At 41.7% G+C, this 20,349-nt stretch carries 15 protein-coding genes, 2 tRNA genes, 3 rRNA genes and 3 pseudogenes; 9 read left to right on the forward strand and 14 right to left on the reverse strand.

Going from position 1 to position 20,349, the window contains the following annotated elements:
- Nucleotides 1-9: 9 nt before the first annotated feature.
- Together accA and tilS are read left to right on the forward strand one after the other, a co-directional pair.
- Complete coding sequence (gene accA, locus AYJ55_RS07065) at nt 10-969, forward strand: acetyl-CoA carboxylase carboxyl transferase subunit alpha (RefSeq protein WP_063655106.1); 960 nt, start codon at nt 10-12, stop codon at nt 967-969.
- Nucleotides 970-1,204: 235 nt separating this feature from the next.
- Entirely contained in the window at nt 1,205-2,572 is a 1,368-nt protein-coding gene (gene tilS / locus AYJ55_RS07070; protein WP_063655108.1) for a tRNA lysidine(34) synthetase TilS, read from the forward strand.
- A 12-nt stretch (nt 2,573-2,584) separates the two neighbouring features.
- Here the strand turns inward: tilS and rof are convergent, their stop codons facing one another.
- The 6 genes and pseudogenes from rof to AYJ55_RS07095 form a co-directional block, all read right to left on the reverse strand.
- Complete coding sequence (rof, locus tag AYJ55_RS25285) at nt 2,585-2,824, reverse strand: Rho-binding antiterminator (protein WP_074167966.1); 240 nt, start codon at nt 2,822-2,824, stop codon at nt 2,585-2,587.
- A gap of 31 nt (nt 2,825-2,855) precedes the next feature.
- Nucleotides 2,856-3,344, reverse strand: a complete 489-nt coding sequence (locus tag AYJ55_RS25290) for an IS630 family transposase (RefSeq protein WP_063653499.1) — start codon at nt 3,342-3,344, stop codon at nt 2,856-2,858.
- A gap of 17 nt (nt 3,345-3,361) precedes the next feature.
- Nucleotides 3,362-3,679: pseudogene (locus tag AYJ55_RS32770) on the reverse strand (IS630 transposase-related protein); the annotation flags it as partial.
- Between the two features lie 23 nt (nt 3,680-3,702).
- A complete protein-coding gene (locus tag AYJ55_RS07080) occupies nt 3,703-4,230 on the reverse strand; it encodes an IS630 family transposase (protein WP_063655110.1) in 528 nt (175 codons plus the stop codon).
- Nucleotides 4,196-5,361, reverse strand: a protein-coding gene (locus AYJ55_RS07085) for an IS3 family transposase (RefSeq protein WP_162505265.1) whose coding sequence is annotated in 2 segments (ribosomal slippage) — nt 4,196-5,106 and nt 5,106-5,361 — 1,167 coding nt in all. Because the reading frame shifts where the segments join, the coding sequence is not laid out codon by codon here. The genes AYJ55_RS07080 and AYJ55_RS07085 overlap by 35 nt, the downstream gene beginning before the upstream one ends.
- 57 nt (nt 5,362-5,418) lie before the next feature.
- Nucleotides 5,419-5,775: an IS630 transposase-related protein gene (locus AYJ55_RS07095; protein ID WP_063655111.1), complete on the reverse strand. Its 357-nt coding sequence runs from the start codon at nt 5,773-5,775 to the stop codon at nt 5,419-5,421.
- A gap of 509 nt (nt 5,776-6,284) precedes the next feature.
- Here AYJ55_RS07095 and AYJ55_RS07100 point away from each other — a divergent pair.
- A complete protein-coding gene (locus AYJ55_RS07100; RefSeq protein ID WP_063655113.1) occupies nt 6,285-6,947 on the forward strand; it encodes a copper resistance protein NlpE N-terminal domain-containing protein in 663 nt (220 codons plus the stop codon).
- Between the two features lie 61 nt (nt 6,948-7,008).
- Here the strand turns inward: AYJ55_RS07100 and proS are convergent, their stop codons facing one another.
- The 7 genes and pseudogenes from proS to metN form a co-directional block, all read right to left on the reverse strand.
- On the reverse strand, nt 7,009-8,724 hold the full coding sequence (gene proS / locus AYJ55_RS07105; protein WP_063655115.1) for a proline--tRNA ligase: 1,716 nt from the start codon (nt 8,722-8,724) through the stop codon (nt 7,009-7,011).
- A 97-nt stretch (nt 8,725-8,821) separates the two neighbouring features.
- Nucleotides 8,822-9,520, reverse strand: a pseudogene (gene tsaA / locus AYJ55_RS07110) (tRNA (N6-threonylcarbamoyladenosine(37)-N6)-methyltransferase TrmO).
- Complete coding sequence (rcsF, locus tag AYJ55_RS07115; protein ID WP_063655116.1) at nt 9,513-9,911, reverse strand: Rcs stress response system protein RcsF; 399 nt, start codon at nt 9,909-9,911, stop codon at nt 9,513-9,515. Before rcsF ends, tsaA begins: the two are co-directional and overlap by 8 nt.
- A 147-nt stretch (nt 9,912-10,058) precedes the next feature.
- Nucleotides 10,059-10,880: a MetQ/NlpA family lipoprotein gene (locus AYJ55_RS07120; protein ID WP_063655118.1), complete on the reverse strand. Its 822-nt coding sequence runs from the start codon at nt 10,878-10,880 to the stop codon at nt 10,059-10,061.
- 81 nt (nt 10,881-10,961) lie between these two features.
- On the reverse strand, nt 10,962-11,834 hold the full coding sequence (locus tag AYJ55_RS07125) for an IS982 family transposase (RefSeq protein WP_063655162.1): 873 nt from the start codon (nt 11,832-11,834) through the stop codon (nt 10,962-10,964).
- Between the two features lie 116 nt (nt 11,835-11,950).
- Entirely contained in the window at nt 11,951-12,601 is a 651-nt protein-coding gene (metI, locus tag AYJ55_RS07130; RefSeq protein ID WP_063655120.1) for a methionine ABC transporter permease MetI, read from the reverse strand.
- Nucleotides 12,594-13,625 carry a methionine ABC transporter ATP-binding protein MetN gene (gene metN, locus AYJ55_RS07135; protein WP_063655122.1) on the reverse strand — a complete coding sequence of 344 codons (1,032 nt, stop codon included), beginning with the start codon at nt 13,623-13,625 and terminating at the stop codon, nt 12,594-12,596. Before metN ends, metI begins: the two co-directional genes overlap by 8 nt.
- A gap of 171 nt (nt 13,626-13,796) precedes the next feature.
- Here metN and gmhB point away from each other — a divergent pair, with 171 nt between their 5' ends.
- The 6 genes from gmhB to rrf all read left to right on the forward strand — a co-directional run bounded on the left by gmhB (nt 13,797) and on the right by rrf (nt 20,080).
- Nucleotides 13,797-14,360 (forward strand): D-glycero-beta-D-manno-heptose 1,7-bisphosphate 7-phosphatase, encoded by a 564-nt coding sequence (gene gmhB / locus AYJ55_RS07140; protein ID WP_063655164.1) that lies wholly within the window; start codon nt 13,797-13,799, stop codon nt 14,358-14,360.
- Between the two features lie 412 nt (nt 14,361-14,772).
- Nucleotides 14,773-16,315: ribosomal RNA gene (locus AYJ55_RS07145) — 16S ribosomal RNA — on the forward strand.
- A 66-nt stretch (nt 16,316-16,381) separates the two neighbouring features.
- Nucleotides 16,382-16,460: transfer RNA gene (locus tag AYJ55_RS07150), tRNA-Ile, on the forward strand.
- Between the two features lie 67 nt (nt 16,461-16,527).
- Nucleotides 16,528-16,603: transfer RNA gene (locus tag AYJ55_RS07155), tRNA-Ala, on the forward strand.
- Between the two features lie 305 nt (nt 16,604-16,908).
- A 23S ribosomal RNA gene (locus AYJ55_RS07160) occupies nt 16,909-19,806 on the forward strand.
- A gap of 158 nt (nt 19,807-19,964) precedes the next feature.
- Nucleotides 19,965-20,080 (forward strand): 5S ribosomal RNA (rrf, locus tag AYJ55_RS07165).
- The 16S, 23S and 5S rRNA genes sit together here with 2 tRNA genes alongside, the layout of an rRNA operon.
- A 115-nt stretch (nt 20,081-20,195) precedes the next feature.
- On the opposite strand, the pseudogene AYJ55_RS25300 reads toward rrf, so the two are convergent.
- A pseudogene (locus AYJ55_RS25300) lies at nt 20,196-20,349 on the reverse strand (ATP-binding protein); the annotation flags it as partial.

The raw sequence follows: 20,349 nt of genomic DNA on the forward strand, positions 1-20,349 counted from the left end.
AGGAATATTATGAGCCTTAATTTTCTGGATTTTGAACAGCCGATTGCGGAGTTGGAAGCAAAAATAGATTCGTTAACGGCAGTAAATCGTCAGGATACCAAGCTAGATATTGACCTAGATGAAGAGGTCGCTAGACTTCGCGAAAAGAGTTTAGAGTTAACACGCAAAATTTTTTCTGACTTAGGTGCTTGGCAAATAGCACAACTTGCTCGTCACCCGATGCGACCTTACACTCTGGATTATACTGGACGTATATTCACGCATTTCCAAGAGCTAGCGGGTGATCGTGCTTATGCTGATGATAAAGCCATTGTTGGTGGATTGGCTCGATTGGATGGGCGTCCAGTAATGATTATTGGTCATCAGAAAGGACGTGAAACAAAAGAAAAAATTCGGCGTAATTTTGGCATGCCAGCACCGGAAGGATACCGTAAGGCTTTACGATTAATGGAAATCGCTGAGCGTTTTAAGTTACCGATTATTACCTTTATCGATACACCAGGAGCTTATCCAGGTGTTGGAGCGGAAGAGCGCGGTCAGTCCGAAGCGATTGCCCGTAATTTACGTGAAATGTCCCGGCTCTCTGTTCCTATTATCTGTACGGTAATTGGTGAGGGCGGCTCTGGGGGGGCGTTAGCGATTGGCGTTGGTGATAAAGTCAATATGCTGCAGTACAGTACTTATTCTGTCATTTCACCCGAGGGTTGTGCTTCTATTCTTTGGAAAAATGCGGATAAAGCCCCATTAGCTGCAGAAGCGATGGGGATCACTGCTTCACGTTTAAAATCACTTAATCTGATTGATAATATTGTTGAAGAGCCGTTGGGTGGCGCACATCGTAATTATGAACAAATTGCGCATAATCTTAAACAGCGTATTTTAAATGATTTGAGTGATATCGATTTATTTAGTCTTGAAGAGTTAAGAAACCGTCGTTATCAACGTTTAATGGAATGTGGTTATTGCTAATTTTGCGTTAGCTAAGGTATAAAAATGGAAATAACTATTAATGGTTATTTCCATTTTTTAATGTTTAAAATTTTTTCATTGTTGATCATCATCAGATATCATGGTTAAAAAATTTATCCCTTAATTTATTTTCTAAATTAATTTTATTTAATACAATAAATTATATTAATACTGGTAATATAATAAGTAGAAAATAGAGCAATAAATAATTACGAGAGAGGTAGTTAGAATAATTATGAATGTTGATGAGGCTGCATTACTGAACCAAATTATAAAAACCATCGGCTCAACACGCCGAATATTGGTAGGCTTCAGTGGTGGACTAGATTCAACAGTTTTATTACATGCCTTAGTGTCATTACGCCAAACCACAGTGCTAAAACTTAATATCCGTGCGGTTTATATTCATCATGGACTTAATGATAAAGCTGATGATTGGGCTATCCATTGCCAGAAAGTTTGTTTCGACTGGCAGGTGGAGTTTTCTTCACAGCATGTTTATATCGACCCAACTAAAAAAGGGATAGAAGCAGCAGCGCGAGATGCACGATATAGAGCGTTTCGTGAAATACTATTACCTGAGGAAATTATTGTTACGGCCCAACATTTAGATGATCAAGTAGAAACTTTTTTATTAGCATTAAAACGGGGGAGTGGGCCAGCAGGTTTATCTGCGATGCCAATGTCTATTCCGTTTGCTGATACCTATTTAATTAGACCCCTATTATCATTCAGCCGTCAGCAATTGGTTGTATATGCTGAAAAAAAAGCACTTTCTTGGATAGAAGATGATAGTAATCAAGATCAGCGCTATGATCGTAATTTTTTACGTTTAACTATAATGCCGCATTTTAACCGGCGTTGGCCACATTTTTCACAAGCAGTGGCCAGAAGCGCCAGTTTGTGTGCAGAACAAGAAGCTTTACTCAATGAATTACTACAAGATTATTTATCTCAGCTAGTAACGGCGGAAGGAGCCTTGCAGCTTGATACTTTAGCAAGTTATTCTGAAATGAAACGTAACGCAATATTACGCCGTTGGTTGAGTTTGCACCGAATTTTGATGCCTTCACGTGTTCAATTAAAACAAATTTGGCAAGACGTGATCTGTGCGCGTCCAGATGCAGAGCCGCAATTTATGTTAGCTAACAACAATGTTATTCGGCGTTTTAAACAACAGCTTTGGTTGATGCCACAATTTAACGATCTCACTAAAATTTGTTTAGCGTGGCAGCTGCCTGCCGCGGTTAAATTGCCTGATAATTTAGGTACGCTAATAGTCACAGATAAGGGAACCGGATTTCGTGCGCCGTTACCAAATGAAAAGGTTACTATTCGATTTGGATTAAAAGGAAATATTAAAATTATTGGTCGTCAGCACGCCAGACGGAGTAAAAAGCTTTGGCAGGAGTTAGGTGTTGCGCCTTGGTTAAGGAAGAGAACGCCTTTAATTTATTATAATGATGAACTTATTGCGGCCGTTGGTGTATTTATTACCCAATCAGGGCAATCTATTCAAGGTCTGTCTGAATTGAAAGTAAAATGGATAACGGATAAAAAACCCTTACTTTTCAAGTTAAGGGGTATTATTGCGCAGGTATAATCAAGGTTTCTTTCATGAACCAGAATGAGCAATAACGATGTCGCCAATTTCAGGATGACTAAAACTAACAATATGATCTAATCGCAGTTGTTTTTTTTCACTAGCAACATCAACAACCAGATATTCAACCTGTTTTTTTAACAGCAGATCAATTGCTTTGCCTTCAATAATCTCTCCATTATCCAGTTTTATGGTTAACTGAAGACTATGCTGACAAGCGAGTTCTAAATAATCATAGTCATCACAGTTAATTGGTTTGTATAGCTAGGCGACTTAATTTTGATTACAGCATATGTATTAAAAACAGGTCATCGATAGTGCATCCTGTTTCCATCTTTTTACGTTTAGCTTGAGACCATTTATGTTCTATAGGATTTAAATCTGGTGAATACACAGGCAAATATTCTATCTGGTGTCCTGCGTTTATAATTGCCTGTTCAATATTCTTACCTTTGTGAAAGCTAGCGTTGTCCATAAAAATAACAGAATTTTCAGGAAGTTCTGGGAGCAATATTTTTGTGATCCAAACATAAAAAACATCACGGTTAATATTGCAATCAAATAATCCGATAGCAAAAAGGGTTGTTCCCAATAAAGCGCCAATAACATTTGTTCTTCCCTTAGCACCCCAGTTTTTCAGGCCAAAACAACGGTGACCTTTTGGGGAATAGCCGTGAGTTCGTGGAGTGTCATGTGAAAAACCACTTTCATCAATAAAAACAACAGATTTATCTTTTTTTTCATACTGTTGTCTTTTTTGCTGATGTGCCAGCCTGTCGCTTTCGTTGGTTTTTGGATGGAATAGAGTTTTTTTTTATAGGTTAATCCCAGCTTTTTAAGGGATTGCCAAATAGTCTTTTTACAAACACCGAATCGCTCTGCCCGTTCCTTTTGGTAAGCATCTGGATACTGTTCCACATCTTTTGCTAAAGCATTTTTATCGAGCTTCCTCTTACGTGGCGTTGAATTTTTTGGCTCTGGTCGTTTAAGCCAACGTACTAAAGACGCTTTTCCAATACGGAATTGTTTCGCAGTTTCTCGAATTGTTAAACCTTCGGCTTTCCTTACAGATATTACTTTACGTCGAAAATCAATTGTATAACTCATATAGCTAGGCGACTTAATTTTGATTACAGCATATGTATTAAAAACAGGTCATCGATAGTGCATCCTGTTTCCATCTTTTTACGTTTAGCTTGAGACCATTTATGTTCTATAGGATTTAAATCTGGTGAATACACAGGCAAATATTCTATCTGGTGTCCTGCGTTTATAATTGCCTGTTCAATATTCTTACCTTTGTGAAAGCTAGCGTTGTCCATAAAAATAACAGAATTTTCAGGAAGTTCTGGGAGCAATATTTTTGTGATCCAAACATAAAAAACATCACGATTAATATTGCAATCAAATAATCCGATAGCAAAAAGGGTTGTTCCCAATAAAGCGCCAATAACATTTGTTCTTCCCTTAGCACCCCAGTTTTTCAGGCCAAAACAACGGTGACCTTTTGGGGAATAGCCGTGAGTTCGTGGAGTGTCATGTGAAAAACCACTTTCATCAATAAAAACAACAGATTTATCTTTTTTTTCATACTGTTGTCTTTTTTGCTGATGTGTGTAGTGGTCAACTAAAATTGGCCACCCTACCTGACTGTTCACGGAACAGTCGCTCTGATTCGTTTGGCGTTAATCCACCATTATACCAGTGAGGTCTTATATCGCTATAGTAGTGGGTTATGTAGCGAATAATGGCTGACTGAGCAGTACTAAAGCTTTGGTAGCCAGTCGTTGGCACCCATTCGGTCTTCAGACTACGGAAGAATCGTTCCATCGGACTATTATCCCAACAATTCCCTCTGCGACTGATACTTTGGGTCATCTGATAACGCCACAATGCCTGCCTATACTGACGACTGGTATAATGACTTCCCTGATCACTATGGAACATCACCTGTTTGGGATGCCCACGTAGTTCCCAAGCCATTTGTAGTGCTTTGGCGGTTAATTCTGAGTCTGGTGCAAATGACATTGCCCAGCCCACCGGTTTTCGGGCAAACAAATCCAATACCACAGCCAGATAGGCCCATCGTGAGCCTGTCCAAATATAGGTTACATCGCCGCACCAAACCTGGTCAGGCTTTGTAACAGCGAACTGCCTATTGAGCAGATTTGGAATATCAATACGTTCATTTCCACCGCGGTTGTATTTATGTTTTCGCTCTTGGCAACTGACGATGATTAATTCTTTCATCAACTTACCCGCTAACCACCGCCCAAGTTTCACGTTGTGTGTATTGGTAACCATCGTGGCGATAGTCCTTGCGCCAGCAGAGCCGCCACTAACGTTCCACGCTTCGCTGACTAGGCTACGTTTTATCGTCCGCTCAATATCTGGCTCCTTAGGCCGACACCAATAGCGATAACTGCTTCGGTGAACATTAAAAATACGACACAAAGTTTTCACCGGATAAAGCACTCTTAGCTTTTCAACTACCGAAAATTTTTCAGTGAGTCGGACATTAAGAGCGCAGTAGCCTTTTTTAAGATGTCATTCTCCATTTCCAGCCGGTGGATTTTTTTCTTCATTTCTCTGAACTCAATTTGTTCAGGTGTTAATGGCAGACCAGGCGATGTTTTCCCTTGACGTTCTAAACGAAGGGCTCTTACCCACCGGCTAATCGCTGAAAGACTGACGTTCATGCCTTTCGCGGCTTCCTGGTAGGTGTAATTTTGGTCAAGGACTAATTTGGCGGTTTCACATTTAAATTCAGCAGTAATTATTTTACTCATTTCGGCACCTATAAAAATTATGAGGTAAGCATATCACCTCAACTTAGGTGGCCAAATTTAGTATGCCACTACAGTGCCAGCCTGTCGCTTTCGTTGGTTTTTGGATGGAATAGAGTTTTTTTTATAGGTTAATCCCAGCTTTTTAAGGGATTGCCAAATAGTCTTTTTACAAACACCGAATCGCTCTGCCCGTTCCTTTTGGTAAGCATCTGGATACTGTTCCACATCTTTTGCTAAAGCATTTTTATCGAGCTTCCTCTTACGTGGCGTTGAATTTTTTGGCTCTGGTCGTTTAAGCCAACGTACTAAAGACGCTTTTCCAATACGGAATTGTTTCGCAGTTTCTCGAATTGTTAAACCTTCGGCTTTCCTTACAGATATTACTTTACGTCGAAAATCAATTGTATAACTCATAACACACCTTGTAATCAAAATTAAGTCGCCTAGCTATAGACATAATCACGAGTTTCGCACAGGCATATAAAATTCCAGAAATGGCTTAAAAGCAATGGTTAATTTGTAAGTTACTAAAACGTATAAATTTGTTTAAATTACAATAAGTTGCTTTTAATTTATAAGATTTTGTCTATTTATATATTATGCTGAATTAAACTTAAAAATAGAGCGTTTTTTTATTGGTGCGAAACTCGTGGATAATCCCTCACCACTATTGTTAAGTGGCGGTTATTTGCCGCCTTTGAATATTTGTAATTATAAGCATTTACTTCTTAAAGCACATAATAGCACCATACTTTTTTTCAACCGAAGAGAGAAAAATTAGCTACGCTTGCTAATATTTATTGTATGTAATGAAAATCAATAAATGGTTTTAAATATTGTGTAACTAGGTAAAATGATTTGGCGAAAATAACCAAATGTTATTGTAATAGATCTATTTTATCGAATGGATTTTGGAGCGGATAATGAAGCGAAAAGTATTGAATATATTGCTCACAATGAGTGCTATGATCCTTGCTGGCTGCGAGCATAAATTGCCACAATCACAAAGCCAAATAATGGATAAAATTTATACTGGCGTACTCCCTTGTGCAGATTGTTCAGGTATTGAAACAACAGTTCTTTTCAATCCGAATGGTAAATTTATTGAGCAATTAACCTATTTGGGTAAGGAAGAACAAAAAAATACTTTTTTTACTACAGGAAATTGGACTAAAAAAGGCACTAAATTCTTTTTGATTGATTCTGATGAGCAAAAAACCTATTTTCAACCTAGCATTGATGGTAAAAAAATAGAATATCTCGATCAGGAAGGAAATCGAATAGAAAGTAATTTAAATTATACCTTAGAGCAAGTAAAGCCAGATAAAAAGAGCGGGGAATATAGCTATATCGCTGACGCGGCATTATTTAAAGAGTGTAAAAGTGGACGTACTTACAGTGTGAGTAATATCGATTTAGAAAAGGGATATCTGGCAACCGGTATTCAAGCGGGTAAACCTGTTTATGTCGAAGTTGAGGGCTATTACACCATCCGCCCATCAATGGAAGATGGATTGTTTGATGCAACATTGATCCAGACCGGCGAGATTAAATTTGATAAATTGCGTACTTGTCACTCTCACTAATTATCAGATATATGAAATGCCCAGCTATTTTTAGCAGGGCATTTTGCATCAATAAGGCTGATTAGTTAAGTTTTGTTTTTAGAAAATCAACTATCTCAGCAAGATCAATAAATTCTTTCTCATTATCTCGCCGCTGTTTATATTCAACCTTGTTGTCATCTAAATTACGATCACCGATCACGATGGTATGAGGTATTCCAATAAGCTCCATATTAGCAAACATCACACCAGGCCGTTCTTTGCGATCATCAAAAATGACATCAATACCATTGGCTTGCAAATCACAGTAAAGTTTTTCAGCAACTTCTTTAACGCGATAGGAATTATGCATATTCATTGGTAAAATAGCAACTTGGAAAGGTGCGATCGCATCAGACCAAATAATTCCTTTATCATCATGGCTCTGTTCAATTGCTGCTGCTACAATCCGCGTGACACCGATACCATAACATCCCATCGTTACCGTTTGATTATGGCCATCTTCATTTTGAACGCTGGCCTTCATTGCTTCAGAATATTTGGTTCCTAGTTGAAAAATGTGGCCAACTTCAATTCCACGTTTAATTTGAACAGTTCCTTTACCATCTGGACTAGGATCGCCTTCGACTACATTGCGTAGATCATAAACGTCGGGTAAAGGTAGATCCCGTTGCCAATTGATACCAAAATAGTGTTTATGATCAATATTGGCGCCGGCACTAAAATCACTCATCACGGCAACGCTGCGGTCGATAATTGCTGGTATTGGCAAGTTAACAGGGCCTAATGAACCAGGACCTGCATGCAGGATTGCACGTATTTCTTCTTCTGTTGCGAATTTCAGTGGACTTGCAACCAGAGGATGTTTTTCTGCTTTGATCTCATTTAATTCATGATCACCACGGATCAATAAGGCAACAAGCTGATGACCACTCTCTTTTACTGCACTGACAATTAGGGTTTTAACTGTTTTTTCAATAGGTAAATTATATTGATTAACTAGCTCGGCAATAGTTTTGGCGTCAGGGGTATCGATGAGACGCATATTTTCAGCTGATACAGCACGTTCTTCCGTAAGACAAATTGCCTCTGCCAGCTCAATATTAGCGGCATAATCTGAAGCGGTAGAAAAAACAATATTATCTTCACCACTATCAGCTAATACCTGAAATTCATGCGAAGCATTGCCACCAATAGAGCCAGTATCTGCTTGTACTGCCCTAAAATTGAAGCCAATACGGGTAAAGATTGTACTATATGCTTTGTACATTGCATCGTAAGTTTGTTGTAGCGAGTTTTGATCGGTATGAAAAGAATAAGCGTCTTTCATAATAAACTCACGGGAGCGCATCACACCAAAACGTGGCCTTACTTCATCACGAAATTTTGTTTGGATTTGGTAAAGGTTTAACGGCAGCTGCTTATAAGAAGTCACTTCATTACGAATAAGATCGGTAATTACCTCTTCATGAGTCGGGCCCAACACAAAAGGTCGTTCACCACGATCAACAAAACGAAGTAACTCTGGACCATATTGCTCCCAACGCCCACTTTCTTGCCATAAATCTGCTGGCTGAACTATCGGCATGGAAATCTCAATTGCACCCGCGCGATTCATTTCTTCACGAATAATGTTCTCAACTTTGCGCAGCACACGAACACCGGTTGGTAGCCAGTCATATAGCCCTGAAGCAAGTTTACGGATCATACCTGCGCGAAGCATTAGCTTATGACTGATAACTTCAGCGTCGGCGGGAGTTTCTTTTAAAGTAGAGAGAAGATATTGGCTTGTACGCATTATTAGCTTCCATCAACAACGAATTACTTCCAGTTGGTATTAACCAACCATTAATCCCCTAGTCTACCAGCGAGTTGCTAATGTCTAAAGAGATAACTTAATTTTTTAGCTTATCTATAGCGAGAACGGCAGTGATATTTGCTGAAACCTGCCATCTAACATTAATATCAAGCAAATGAACGGCGTAGATTTTTTCGTCAGTTTGGCTTTTTTTATAAGCTGGACGTGGATCTTGCGCTAAAACTTGATGGATAAAACGCTCAAGGAAAGGATAGCGGGTTTGTTGCTCAATCAGCTGTTTTTGGGCAGTAGCTGAAAAACCCACTTTTCATTTCACTGGCCGGTGTTGGGCAAATCCAGCAACCGCTTTTGGTAAAGATTCCGCAAACGGCAGATAGGGTTTTATATCAATAACAGGGGTGCCATCAACTAAATCCATACTACCTAAAGCTAAACCTACTTCGTTATCACGGATAATTAAATTTTTCAATTCTATTAATGACATACCTATTGGATTAGGACGAAAAGAACGAGTGGCGAAAACACCCATTTTGGTATTACCACCTAAACGGGGAGGCCTTACTAATGGACGCCAACCTTCAGGCATGGTTTGATGAAAAATGAAAATAACCCAAATTGTTCTAATCCACGAACAGCATCAGGATGATTATAAGGCGGAAATAGGCGCAAATAACCCTGTCCATCATCAATTAAGCCTGGTTGTCTCGGGATGGCAAAATTTTTCTTTATAAGGTGATTCTATCACCCCAATCACGTTAAATTGAAAATTATTCATTAATAATTTTTAGGGCAGAACCTTCACAAATAGCAGCTTGATAACAATCTGGTGTACTAATTATTTCACAACGGTGCAATAACACGCCATTCGCGCCGAGAGAAGAGGCCTTTTTCAGCATGTTTTTTTTCGCTACGGGAATACTCACACTTGGATCTTGTCGATTAGGTTGGCATGAAATACCGGAAACAATACCCAGATCCTTAAATGGTTTACCCAGTAACGCTTCTGTTTTATCAAAAATTTTTACCGCTATTGCCTGTTGTGATGATATTTTATTGATAGCATTTTTTGGATTTTTTAGCGAGTTATCTGGTTTATTATATTCAGCTGGAGAAAGTAAATTACAGCCTGAGATACAGAGTGTAAGACAACAGAGTAATAGGCGCATATAAATTCCTTATTAAAGAAATCAAATAGAATTACAAATCAGTTTTAGCCATAATAATAGAAACAATTGACTGTATAAAATTTATAATAAAACCAGCGAATATAATTCGCTGGTTTTATTATAATGTAATTTTTTTTGAAAAAGCGATCACCAGCCAGGAATAGCACCACCGTCAAAAATTTTATTGGCTGCTTCAGCTACTTCTGCGGATTGATAGGCTTTAACAAACTTTTTCACATTTTCATTATCTTTATTATCTTCACGACTCGCAATGAGATTTACATAAGGTGAATTTTTGTCCTCTACGAACAATCCATCTTTTGCAGGCGTTAATTTAGGTTCGGCGCTACTAGCCCAAATTGAATTAATAATCGCTAGTGCAATTTTCGGATCATCTAAACTACGGGGTAATTGCGGTGCTTCAAGTTCAATAAAGTTCAGCTTTTTTGGATTTTCGGTGATATCCAATATAGTGGGTTGTAAACCGGCACTGGCATTTACTCTGATTAGCCCTTGTTTTTGTAGCAATAATAGTGAACGTCCTAAATTGGTAGGATCATTCGGGATCGCGATTTGGGCGCCATCGGGTAGTTGTTCAACAGATTTAATTTTTTTAGAATAAGCCGCAATAGGATAAATAAAGGTGTTTCCAACAGCGACTAATTTATAATTGCGATCTTTAATTTGTTGCTCTAAATAAGGTTTATGTTGAAATACATTAAGATCAATATCGCCTTTGTCCAGGGATTCATTTGGCAGTACAAAATCATTAAAGGTAACTAATTCAACATCTAACTGATATTTTTCTTTGGCGACTTTTTGTGCGACTTCAGCCACTGCTAACTCTTTCCCCATAATGACACCAACTTTGATGTGATTAGGTTTTTCTGTTTTTTCACCACAGCCACTAAAAACTAATATGCTTAATAGTGCTGCAACAGCGGTGCTAGTTTTTATTTTGATAGACATAATTACCTCTAATAAGACTAAATCTTAGTGCTTTTTAAGCAATAATTTTATTTAACCTGAGTTCGGGATAAGCATTATCAATTATGCTTGAAGATATGTTCCTGCCACCGGTATCTTTGGTTTAGATGGAATTAAACAATATGCAACCAGCCCTGCTAATAAATTCACTACAAAGTTAGCAGGAGAGCGGTGCCGCGTATGCGCTATCTGACAAAGATTTTTTAACTCATCAAATACCGTTTCAATGACAGAACGATGACGCAAGATGGCTTTGTCGAAACAAGTCTGTTCAACAGGCTTCATTTTCTTCTTGATATTCGTTATAAGGTTAATTCCCATTGTTTTCAGTTGCTGTTTCAGTGAAGCCGATAAATACCCTTTATCCGCATACAAACAACCAGAAAGATCTTTTATCAGTTTAGGTAATGGTTTCCGATCATCTGTGTTTCCTGGTGTAAGTCGAAAACTGAGTATTTCCCCCAAATGATTGATAATTACATGAAGTTTGAAACCAAAGAACCAACCTGTTGAGGTTTTTCCTCGTTCAGCTATCCCATCGAAGACTTTATGCCGGCGGATCCGTAAGTTATCACACACAGCTATCGGAGTAGAATCGGCAACCGACAGACCTGTGCACTTTCCCTTATTTGACTCAAACAGTGCCGTTAAAGCTAAGGCACTGCGCGGAAGTAACTCTACGCAGCGTGAATATGATGGCAAGTTAGGAAATTCCTTCTTGAGATATAAACGGACATAATAGAGATAAAATACCTTGAATTGGCTGAATCGGAGTTGATGAAACAAAACAACCAGTGTCATCATTTCAGCCAATGAAAGCTGAGTAGACCGTCTACGACGCTTACTACCGTTATTCGGCAAAATTTCATGCATTTTTGGCTCGAAGTCTTTACAAAAATCATCCATCAGGCAATAAAGTTCAGTAAGATTTTCCATCATTGTTTAACAATGCTATACTCTTTAACCAGATTGTTAGAGTTTTTTAACGAAATATGCGCATTCAACTATTTGAATAGCAAGACTTTCACTTTATTTCTTATCCCGAACTCAGGTTATTTACGTGTTTTTTTCATTACGTGATTACCAACAAATTGAATAGCAAAAACTAAAATAATCAGTAAAACAAGAACCGTATTCATAACAGTAGGGTTATAGGTATAATAGCCGTATTGCATAGCAATCTGACCCAGTCCACCAGAACCCACTGCGCCGCCCATTACAGAGTAACCTATTAACATAATTAAAGTAATGGTCGCTGCGTTGACTAAACCGGGTAAAGATTCAGGTAACAGAATTTTACCAATGATTTGTAGTGGCGTTGCGCCCATTGAGCGAGCAGCTTCAATTAAGCCATTGGGGATCTCTAACAGCGTATTTTCAACCATACGGGCAATGAAAGGTGCTGCACCAATAGTTAACGGAACGATCGCGGCCTGAATACCGATAGATGTGCCGACAATTAATTTAGTTAATGGAATAATCCAAACCAATAAAATAATAAATGGAATGGAACGAAACACATTAACCAATGCAGACACTATTCGATAAAGGGTAAGATTTTCCATAACTTGTCCGGGGCGGGTCACATAAAGTAATATGCCACTAGGAAGCCCTAATAAAAACCCCAAAAATCCCGACACAAAAGTCATGATAAGTGTATCTAACGTACCATTTAGTAGCAGAATGATCGTTTTTTCAGACATAACCTAAGATCTCCACTTTTACATGGTGCTCTTCTAAAAAAGTAATTGATTTTTCAATACCTTCGTCAAGACCATGAAATTCAGCAAGCATAAAACCAAATTTAACACCACCGGCGTAATCAATTTGGGTGCTCAATATATTGATGTCGATATTAAATTTTCTAACAACCATTGAAATTAATGGTGCATCGACTGACTTACCGGTAAATTCCAATTTCAATAATGGCGATAAATCTGGCGCTGGCACCATCTGCAAACGCGTTTGATAATCTTCAGGAATATCTAATACGAATGTTGATTTAATAAAATTTTGCGCAATTGGTGTCTTAGGATGAGAAAATACCTCACTAACGCTATCTTGTTCTATTAAACGCCCTTCACTGATAATCGCGACTTGATCGCATATACGTTTTACAACGTCCATTTCGTGAGTAATAAGTAAGATGGTTAAACCTAAACGTCGATTAATATCTTTTAATAGCTCAAGAATAGAACGGGTTGTTGCTGGATCTAATGCACTTGTCGCTTCATCACATAATAATATTTTAGGCGAATTGGCTAAAGCGCGAGCTATAGCAACGCGTTGCTTCTGTCCTCCAGATAGACTGGCTGGATAGGCATCTTTTTTATTTGCTAAATCGACTAGCTTTAATAACTCTGTTACACGTTGATGGATCTCGGCTTTTGGCGTGTTATCTAGTTCTAGAGGTAAGGCAATATTATCGAAAACATTGCGTGATGAAAGTAGATTGAAATGTTGGAAAATCATACCGATAGTACGACGAGTTAAGATTAATTCTTTTTCAGAAAGATCTGTCAACACCTGCCCATCAATCAATACATCACCTGTCGTTGGGCGCTCAAGCATATTGACGCAACGAATTAGTGTACTTTTTCCGGCACCGGAAGCACCGATAACTCCGTAAATTTGGCCTTGAGGAACATGCAGATTAATATTGGTTAATGCGTGAATTGCATGTGCTCCTTGGTGAAAAATTTTATTAATGTTAGAAAATCTTATCATTATTGTGATCTACTAAATAATGGAAATAGTGTGGTGAGAAAATTCGACTATATTTAACACGGATGTTAAGGTGTCTAGACGTCTAAGTCAACAAAAATATAAATACGACTCTTGTTCTTATTTAGCTGCTTTTCATATAATGAACAAAGTTAAATTTAATGGAGTAATGTGGTGAGTCAAAGTATTCCGGCAATTTTCCTCGATCGTGATGGTACTATTAACCTCGATCATGGTTATGTTTATGAAATAGATAATTTTCAGTTTATCGAAGGCTCAATTGAAGCAATGCTTGAATTAAAAAAAATGGGATATGCATTGATTCTTGTTACTAATCAATCAGGTATTGCAAAAGGATTATTCACAGAAGCACAATTTCTTGAACTGACTGAATGGATGGATTGGTCTCTTATTGATCGTGGCGTTGAGCTTGATGGTATTTATTATTGCCCTCATCATCCTGATGCAATTGAACAAAAATATAAACAAATATGCGATTGCCGTAAGCCGAAAGCCGGTATGCTATTGGCAGCGCAAAAACAACTTAATATTAATATGAAGACCTCTTACATGGTGGGCGATAAGCTTTCTGATATGCAAGCCGGTAAAGAAGCGCATATTGGCACTAATGTATTGGTAACTACAGGAAAATCTGTCACTGAAGATGATAAGAAGTCTGCTGATTGGATTATAAATAGCCTGGTAGATTTACCTAATAAGATAAAAAATCGGCAATAAAAAAATAACAGTATTGTTCATAAATAAAGCAAATTTATTTTTTTCAAAAAAGTACTTGTACAAAGCTAAAATCAATCTATAATGCCCTCCCGTTAACGCAATTTACTCATCAATTGATGAATAAAAGCGTAAAGGAAAATTAAGGTGAAAAACGTAATATACGCCACCTCGCTGCCTAGGTCGCACGCTCTTTAACAATTAATCAGACAATCTGTGTGGGCACTCGCAAGACATCATCAAAAAATATTTGATTTTAAAGTCTTGAAGAGTGACAAAACAGTTAATTCATATATGAACTAATATGCAGTAACGTTATTTTGGTAGGCAACGGCGAAGGTGGTAGAACACCGGCAAAGCGAGTTGAACAAAAGCGCGTTACGGTCAGTAAAACATTCTTTGAGCATCAAGCTTTTAATTGAAGAGTTTGATCATGGCTCAGATTGAACGCTGGCGGCAGGCCTAACACATGCAAGTCGAGCGGCAGCGGAAGGAAGCTTGCTTCCTTGCCGGCGAGCGGCGGACGGGTGAGTAAGGTATGGGGATCTGGCCGAAGGCGGGGGATAACCACTGGAAACGGTGGCTAATACCGCATAATCTCTAAGGAGCAAAGTGGGGGACCATTATGGCCTCACACCTTCGGATGAACCCATATGAGATTAGCTAGTAGGTGGGGTAAAGGCTCACCTAGGCGACGATCTCTAGCTGGTCTGAGAGGATGATCAGCCACACTGGGACTGAGACACGGCTCAGACTCCTACGGGAGGCAGCAGTGGGGAATATTGCACAATGGGCGCAAGCCTGATGCAGCCATGCCGCGTGTATGAAGAAGGCCTTCGGGTTGTAAAGTACTTTCAGTCGTGAGGAAGGTGTTAAGGTTAATAGCCTTAGCAATTGACGTTAGCGACAGAAGAAGCACCGGCTAACTCCGTGCCAGCAGCCGCGGTAATACGGAGGGTGCGAGCGTTAATCGAAATTACTGGGCGTAAAGGGCACGCAGGCGGTTAATTAAGTTGGATGTGAAATCCCCGGGCTTAACCTGGGAATGGCATTCAAGACTGGTTAGCTAGAGTCTTGTAGAGGGGGGTAGAATTCCATGTGTAGCGGTGAAATGCGTAGAGATGTGGAGGAATACCGGTGGCGAAGGCGGCTCCCTGGACAAAGACTGACGCTCATGTGCGAAAGCGTGGGGAGCAAACAGGATTAGATACCCTGGTAGTCCACGCTGTAAACGATGTCGATTTGGAGGTTGTGGTCTAGAACTGTGGCCTCCGGAGCTAACGCGTTAAATCGACCGCCTGGGGAGTACGGCCGCAAGGTTAAAACTCAAATGAATTGACGGGGGCCCGCACAAGCGGTGGAGCATGTGGTTTAATTCGATGCAACGCGAAGAACCTTACCTACTCTTGACATCCAGCGAAGCCTTTAGAGATAGAGGTGTGCCTTCGGGAGCGCTGAGACAGGTGCTGCATGGCTGTCGTCAGCTCGTGTTGTGAAATGTTGGGTTAAGTCCCGCAACGAGCGCAACCCTTATCCTTTGTTGCCAGCGATTCGGTCGGGAACTCAAAGGAGACTGCCGGTGATAAACCGGAGGAAGGTGGGGATGACGTCAAGTCATCATGGCCCTTACGAGTAGGGCTACACACGTGCTACAATGGCGTATACAGAGAGAGGCGAGCCTGCGAGGGGAAGCGGAACTCAGAAAGTACGTCAAAGTCCGGATTGGAGTCTGCAACTCGACTCCATGAAGTCGGAATCGCTAGTAATCGCGGATCAGCATGTCGCGGTGAATCCGTTCCCGGGCCTTGTACACACCGCCCGTCACACCATGGGAGTGGGTTGCAAAAGAAGTAGGTAGCTTAACCTTTTGGATGGCGCTTACCACTTTGTGATTCATGACTGGGGTGAAGTCGTAACAAGGTAACCGTAGGGGAACCTGCGGTTGGATCACCTCCTTACCTAGATAGATGGAATGTGAGTGTTCACACAGATTGTCTGATGAAGATTGAGCAGAAGGTATCATTAGGCTTGTAGCTCAGGTGGTTAGAGCGCACCCCTGATAAGGGTGTGAGGTCGGTGGTTCAAGTCCACTCAGGCCTACCAACATTGCTGATGGATGTGGCTGAAAGGTAAGGTTAGCAGGAAGGTGTAATGATACGACAATCTTAATGGGGCTATAGCTCAGCTGGGAGAGCGCCTGCTTTGCACGCAGGAAGTCAGCGGTTCGATCCCGCTTAGCTCCACCATATTGCAAGATAAAATATAGATAAAAAGTTATTCAGAGCAGGCTGGCAACAGTATGCTGCGAATAATAATGCTCTTTAACAATCTGGAACAAGCTGAAAATTGAAACACACATTATTGAAAAATAGTGTGGAGAACTCTCAAAACTCCAATCAGTTGGGTTTTTGTTGTCATGATGAAAGCGTTATGAGCGAGCAGTCAGCCATTCGAGACGGCCAGCGCACAGCGAGCACTGCCCAATAAAGAATGGGTGGAGAGGTGCCCATAACCTAGCAAAAAGGCAGCGTAAGACACCTTCGGGTTGTGAGGTTAAGCGAATTAAGCGTACACGGTGGATGCCTAGGCAGTCAGAGGCGATGAAGGACGTGCTAATCTGCGAAAAGCGTCGGTAAGCTGATATGAAGCGTACTAGCCGGCGATGTCCGAATGGGGAAACCCAGTGCATTGATGCACTATCGTTTGATGAATCCATAGTCAAATGAGGCGAACCGGGGGAACTGAAACATCTCAGTACCCGAGGAAAAGAAATCAACCGAGATTCCCCCAGTAGCGGCGAGCGAACGGGGAGCAGCCCAGAGTCAACATCAAAATTTACCGCAGGAGAAGGGTCTGGAAAGGCCCGCAATAAAGGGTGATAGCCCCGTATCTGAAGCGGTAAGTGTTGTGAGCTCGAAGAGTAGGGCGGGACACGTGTTATCCTGTCTGAATATGGGGGGACCATCCTCCAAGGCTAAATACTCCTGACTGACCGATAGTGAACCAGTACCGTGAGGGAAAGGCGAAAAGAACCCCGGTGAGGGGAGTGAAATAGAACCTGAAACCGTGTACGTACAAGCAGTAGGAGCATCCGAAAGGGTGTGACTGCGTACCTTTTGTATAATGGGTCAGCGACTTATATTCTGTAGCAAGGTTAACCGCATAGGGAGCCGTAGGGAAACCGAGTCTTAACTGGGCGTTAAGTTGCAGGGTATAGACCCGAAACCCGGTGATCTAGCATGGGCAGGTTGAAGGTTGGGTAACACTAACTGGAGGACCGAACCGACTAATGTTGAAAAATTAGCGGATGACTTGTGGCTGGGGGTGAAAGGCCAATCAAACCGGGAGATAGCTGGTTCTCCCCGAAAGCTATTTAGGTAGCGCCTCGTGAATTCATCTTCGGGGTAGAGCACTGTTTCGGCTAGGGGGTCATCCCGACTTACCAACCCGATGCAAACTACGAATACCGAAGAATGTTATCACGGGAGACACACGGCGGTGCTAACGTCCGTCGTGAAGAGGGAAACAACCCAGACCGCCAGCTAAGGTCCCAAAGTCATGGTTAAGTGGGAAACGAAGTGGGAAGGCTTAGACAGCCAGGATGTTGGCTTAGAAGCAGCCATCATTTAAAGAAAGCGTAATAGCTCACTGGTCGAGTCGGCCTGCGCGGAAGATAACGGGGCTAAACCATGCACCGAAGCTGCGGCAGCGACACTTAGGTGTTGTTGGGTAGGGGAGCGTTCTGTAAGCTGTAGAAGGTGGACTGAGAGGTCTGCTGGAGGTATCAGAAGTGCGAATGCTGACATAAGTAACGATAAAGCGGGTGAAAAACCGCTCGCCGAAAGACCAAGGGTTCCTGTCCAACGTTAATCGGGGCAGGGTAAGTCGACCCCTAAGGCGAGGCTGAAAAGCGTAGTCGATGGGAAACGGGTTAATATTCCCGTACTAAGGGTTACTGCGAAGGGGGGACGGAGAAGGCTAGGCTATCCGGGCGACGGTTGTCCCGGTTTAAGCGAGTAGGTGGGTAGTGCAGGCAAATCCGCACTGCTACAACACTGAGACGTGATGACGAGCCACTAAGGTGGTGAAGTAGTTGATGCCCAGCTTCCAGGAAAAGCCTCTAAGCGATAGGTAATCATTAATCGTACCCCAAAACCGACACAGGTGGTTAGGTAGAGAATACTCAGGCGCTTGAGAGAACTCGGGTGAAGGAACTAGGCAAAATGGTGCCGTAACTTCGGGAGAAGGCACGCTGGCATTAGGTGAAGGGTCTTGCATCCGGAGCGGAAGCCAGTCGAAGATACCAGCTGGCTGCAACTGTTTATTAAAAACACAGCACTGTGCAAACACGAAAGTGGACGTATACGGTGTGACGCCTGCCCGGTGCTGGAAGGTTAATTGATGGGGTAAGCCGTAAGGCGAAGCTCTTGATCGAAGCCCCAGTAAACGGGCGGCCGTAACTATAACGGTCCTAAGGTAGCGAAATTCCTTGTCGGGTAAGTTCCGACCTGCACGAATGGCGTAATGATGGCCAGGCTGTCTCCACCCGAGACTCAGTGAAATTGAACTCGCTGTGAAGATGCAGTGTACCCGCGGCAAGACGGAAAGACCCCGTGAACCTTTACTATAGCTTGACACTGAACATTGAGCCTTGATGTGTAGGATAGGTGGGAGGCTTTGAAGTGTGGACGCCAGTCTGCATGGAGCCGACGTTGAAATACCACCCTTTAATGTTTGATGTTCTAACTTAGGCCCGTAACCCGGGCTGAGGACAGTGTCTGGTGGGTAGTTTGACTGGGGCGGTCTCCTCCCAAAGCGTAACGGAGGAGCACGAAGGTTGGCTAATCACGGTCGGACATCGTGAGGTTAGTGCAAAGGCATAAGCCAGCTTGACTGCGAGCGTGACAGCGCGAGCAGGTACGAAAGTAGGTCTTAGTGATCCGGTGGTTCTGAATGGAAGGGCCATCGCTCAACGGATAAAGGTACTCCGGGGATAACAGGCTGATACCGCCCAAGAGTTCATATCGACGGCGGTGTTTGGCACCTCGATGTCGGCTCATCACATCCTGGGGCTGAAGTAGGTCCCAAGGGTATGGCTGTTCGCCATTTAAAGTGGTACGCGAGCTGGGTTTAGAACGTCGTGAGACAGTTCGGTCCCTATCTGTCGTGGGCGAAGGAAGATTGAGGGGGGCTGCTCCTAGTACGAGAGGACCGGAGTGGACGCACCACTGGTGTACAGGTTGTCATGCCAATGGCATCGCCTGGTAGCTAAGTGTGGAAGAGATAACCGCTGAAAGCATCTAAGCGGGAAACTTGCCTCAAGATGAGTCTTCCCTGACAGTAAATGTCCTATAAGGGGTGTTCGAGACGAGGACGTAGATAGGCTGGGTGTGTAAGCGTAGCGATACGTTGAGCTAACCAGTACTAATGACCCGAGAGGCTTAACCTAACAACACCGAAGGTGTTTTTGAGAGAGAGAATTTTAGCTTGTTCAGAGATTGAATCTGGTCGAATTTTGCTGATGGCAGAGACTTGGTCGCGTACTGAGGTAGGTGAGCAGGCTGAAAGGCAGCGAAATGAGACGGGATAAATAAAAAAAAGAATTTGTCTGGCGGCAATAGCGCGGTGGTCCCACCTGACCCCATGTCGAACTCAGAAGTGAAATGCCGTAGCGCCGATGGTAGTGTGGGGTCTCCCCATGTGAGAGTAGGGAACCGCTAAGCTTAAAATATTAAGGCCACCTGTCAGCGATCATGCAAAACTGATCCACTTTTTAGCTAAATACGATCAATCGAAATTGATCCACTGTTTTACTCGGTTATTGCTCCTGAGCGCCGCTTAATCTTCTTTCAATCGATAGCTTTCACCGCTCAATTGCAGTACATGCGAATGATGAAGTAAACGATCAAGCATTGCGGCGGTTAATGTTACGTCATCAGCAAAGGCATTGTGCCATTGCCAAATGATAAGTTACTCGTCAATATCACGAGTT

The organism is Candidatus Arsenophonus triatominarum (assembly GCF_001640365.1).
In the GTDB taxonomy this organism is placed as follows: Bacteria; Pseudomonadota; Gammaproteobacteria; order Enterobacterales; family Enterobacteriaceae; genus Arsenophonus; species Arsenophonus triatominarum.

Excerpts from the sequence above, each read along its gene's own strand:
- accA (WP_063655106.1), top strand. The coding sequence starts at position 10 with ATGAGCCTTAATTTTCTGGATTTTGAACAGCCGATTGCGGAGTTGGAA.
- tilS (WP_063655108.1), top strand. The coding sequence starts at position 1,205 with ATGAATGTTGATGAGGCTGCATTACTGAACCAAATTATAAAAACCATC.
- AYJ55_RS07095 (WP_063655111.1), bottom strand. The coding sequence starts at position 5,775 with ATGAGTTATACAATTGATTTTCGACGTAAAGTAATATCTGTAAGGAAA.
- AYJ55_RS07100 (WP_063655113.1), top strand. The coding sequence starts at position 6,285 with ATGAAGCGAAAAGTATTGAATATATTGCTCACAATGAGTGCTATGATC.
- proS (WP_063655115.1), bottom strand. The coding sequence starts at position 8,724 with ATGCGTACAAGCCAATATCTTCTCTCTACTTTAAAAGAAACTCCCGCC.
- rcsF (WP_063655116.1), bottom strand. The coding sequence starts at position 9,911 with ATGCGCCTATTACTCTGTTGTCTTACACTCTGTATCTCAGGCTGTAAT.
- AYJ55_RS07120 (WP_063655118.1), bottom strand. The coding sequence starts at position 10,880 with ATGTCTATCAAAATAAAAACTAGCACCGCTGTTGCAGCACTATTAAGC.
- AYJ55_RS07125 (WP_063655162.1), bottom strand. The coding sequence starts at position 11,834 with ATGGAAAATCTTACTGAACTTTATTGCCTGATGGATGATTTTTGTAAA.
- metI (WP_063655120.1), bottom strand. The coding sequence starts at position 12,601 with ATGTCTGAAAAAACGATCATTCTGCTACTAAATGGTACGTTAGATACA.
- metN (WP_063655122.1), bottom strand. The coding sequence starts at position 13,625 with ATGATAAGATTTTCTAACATTAATAAAATTTTTCACCAAGGAGCACAT.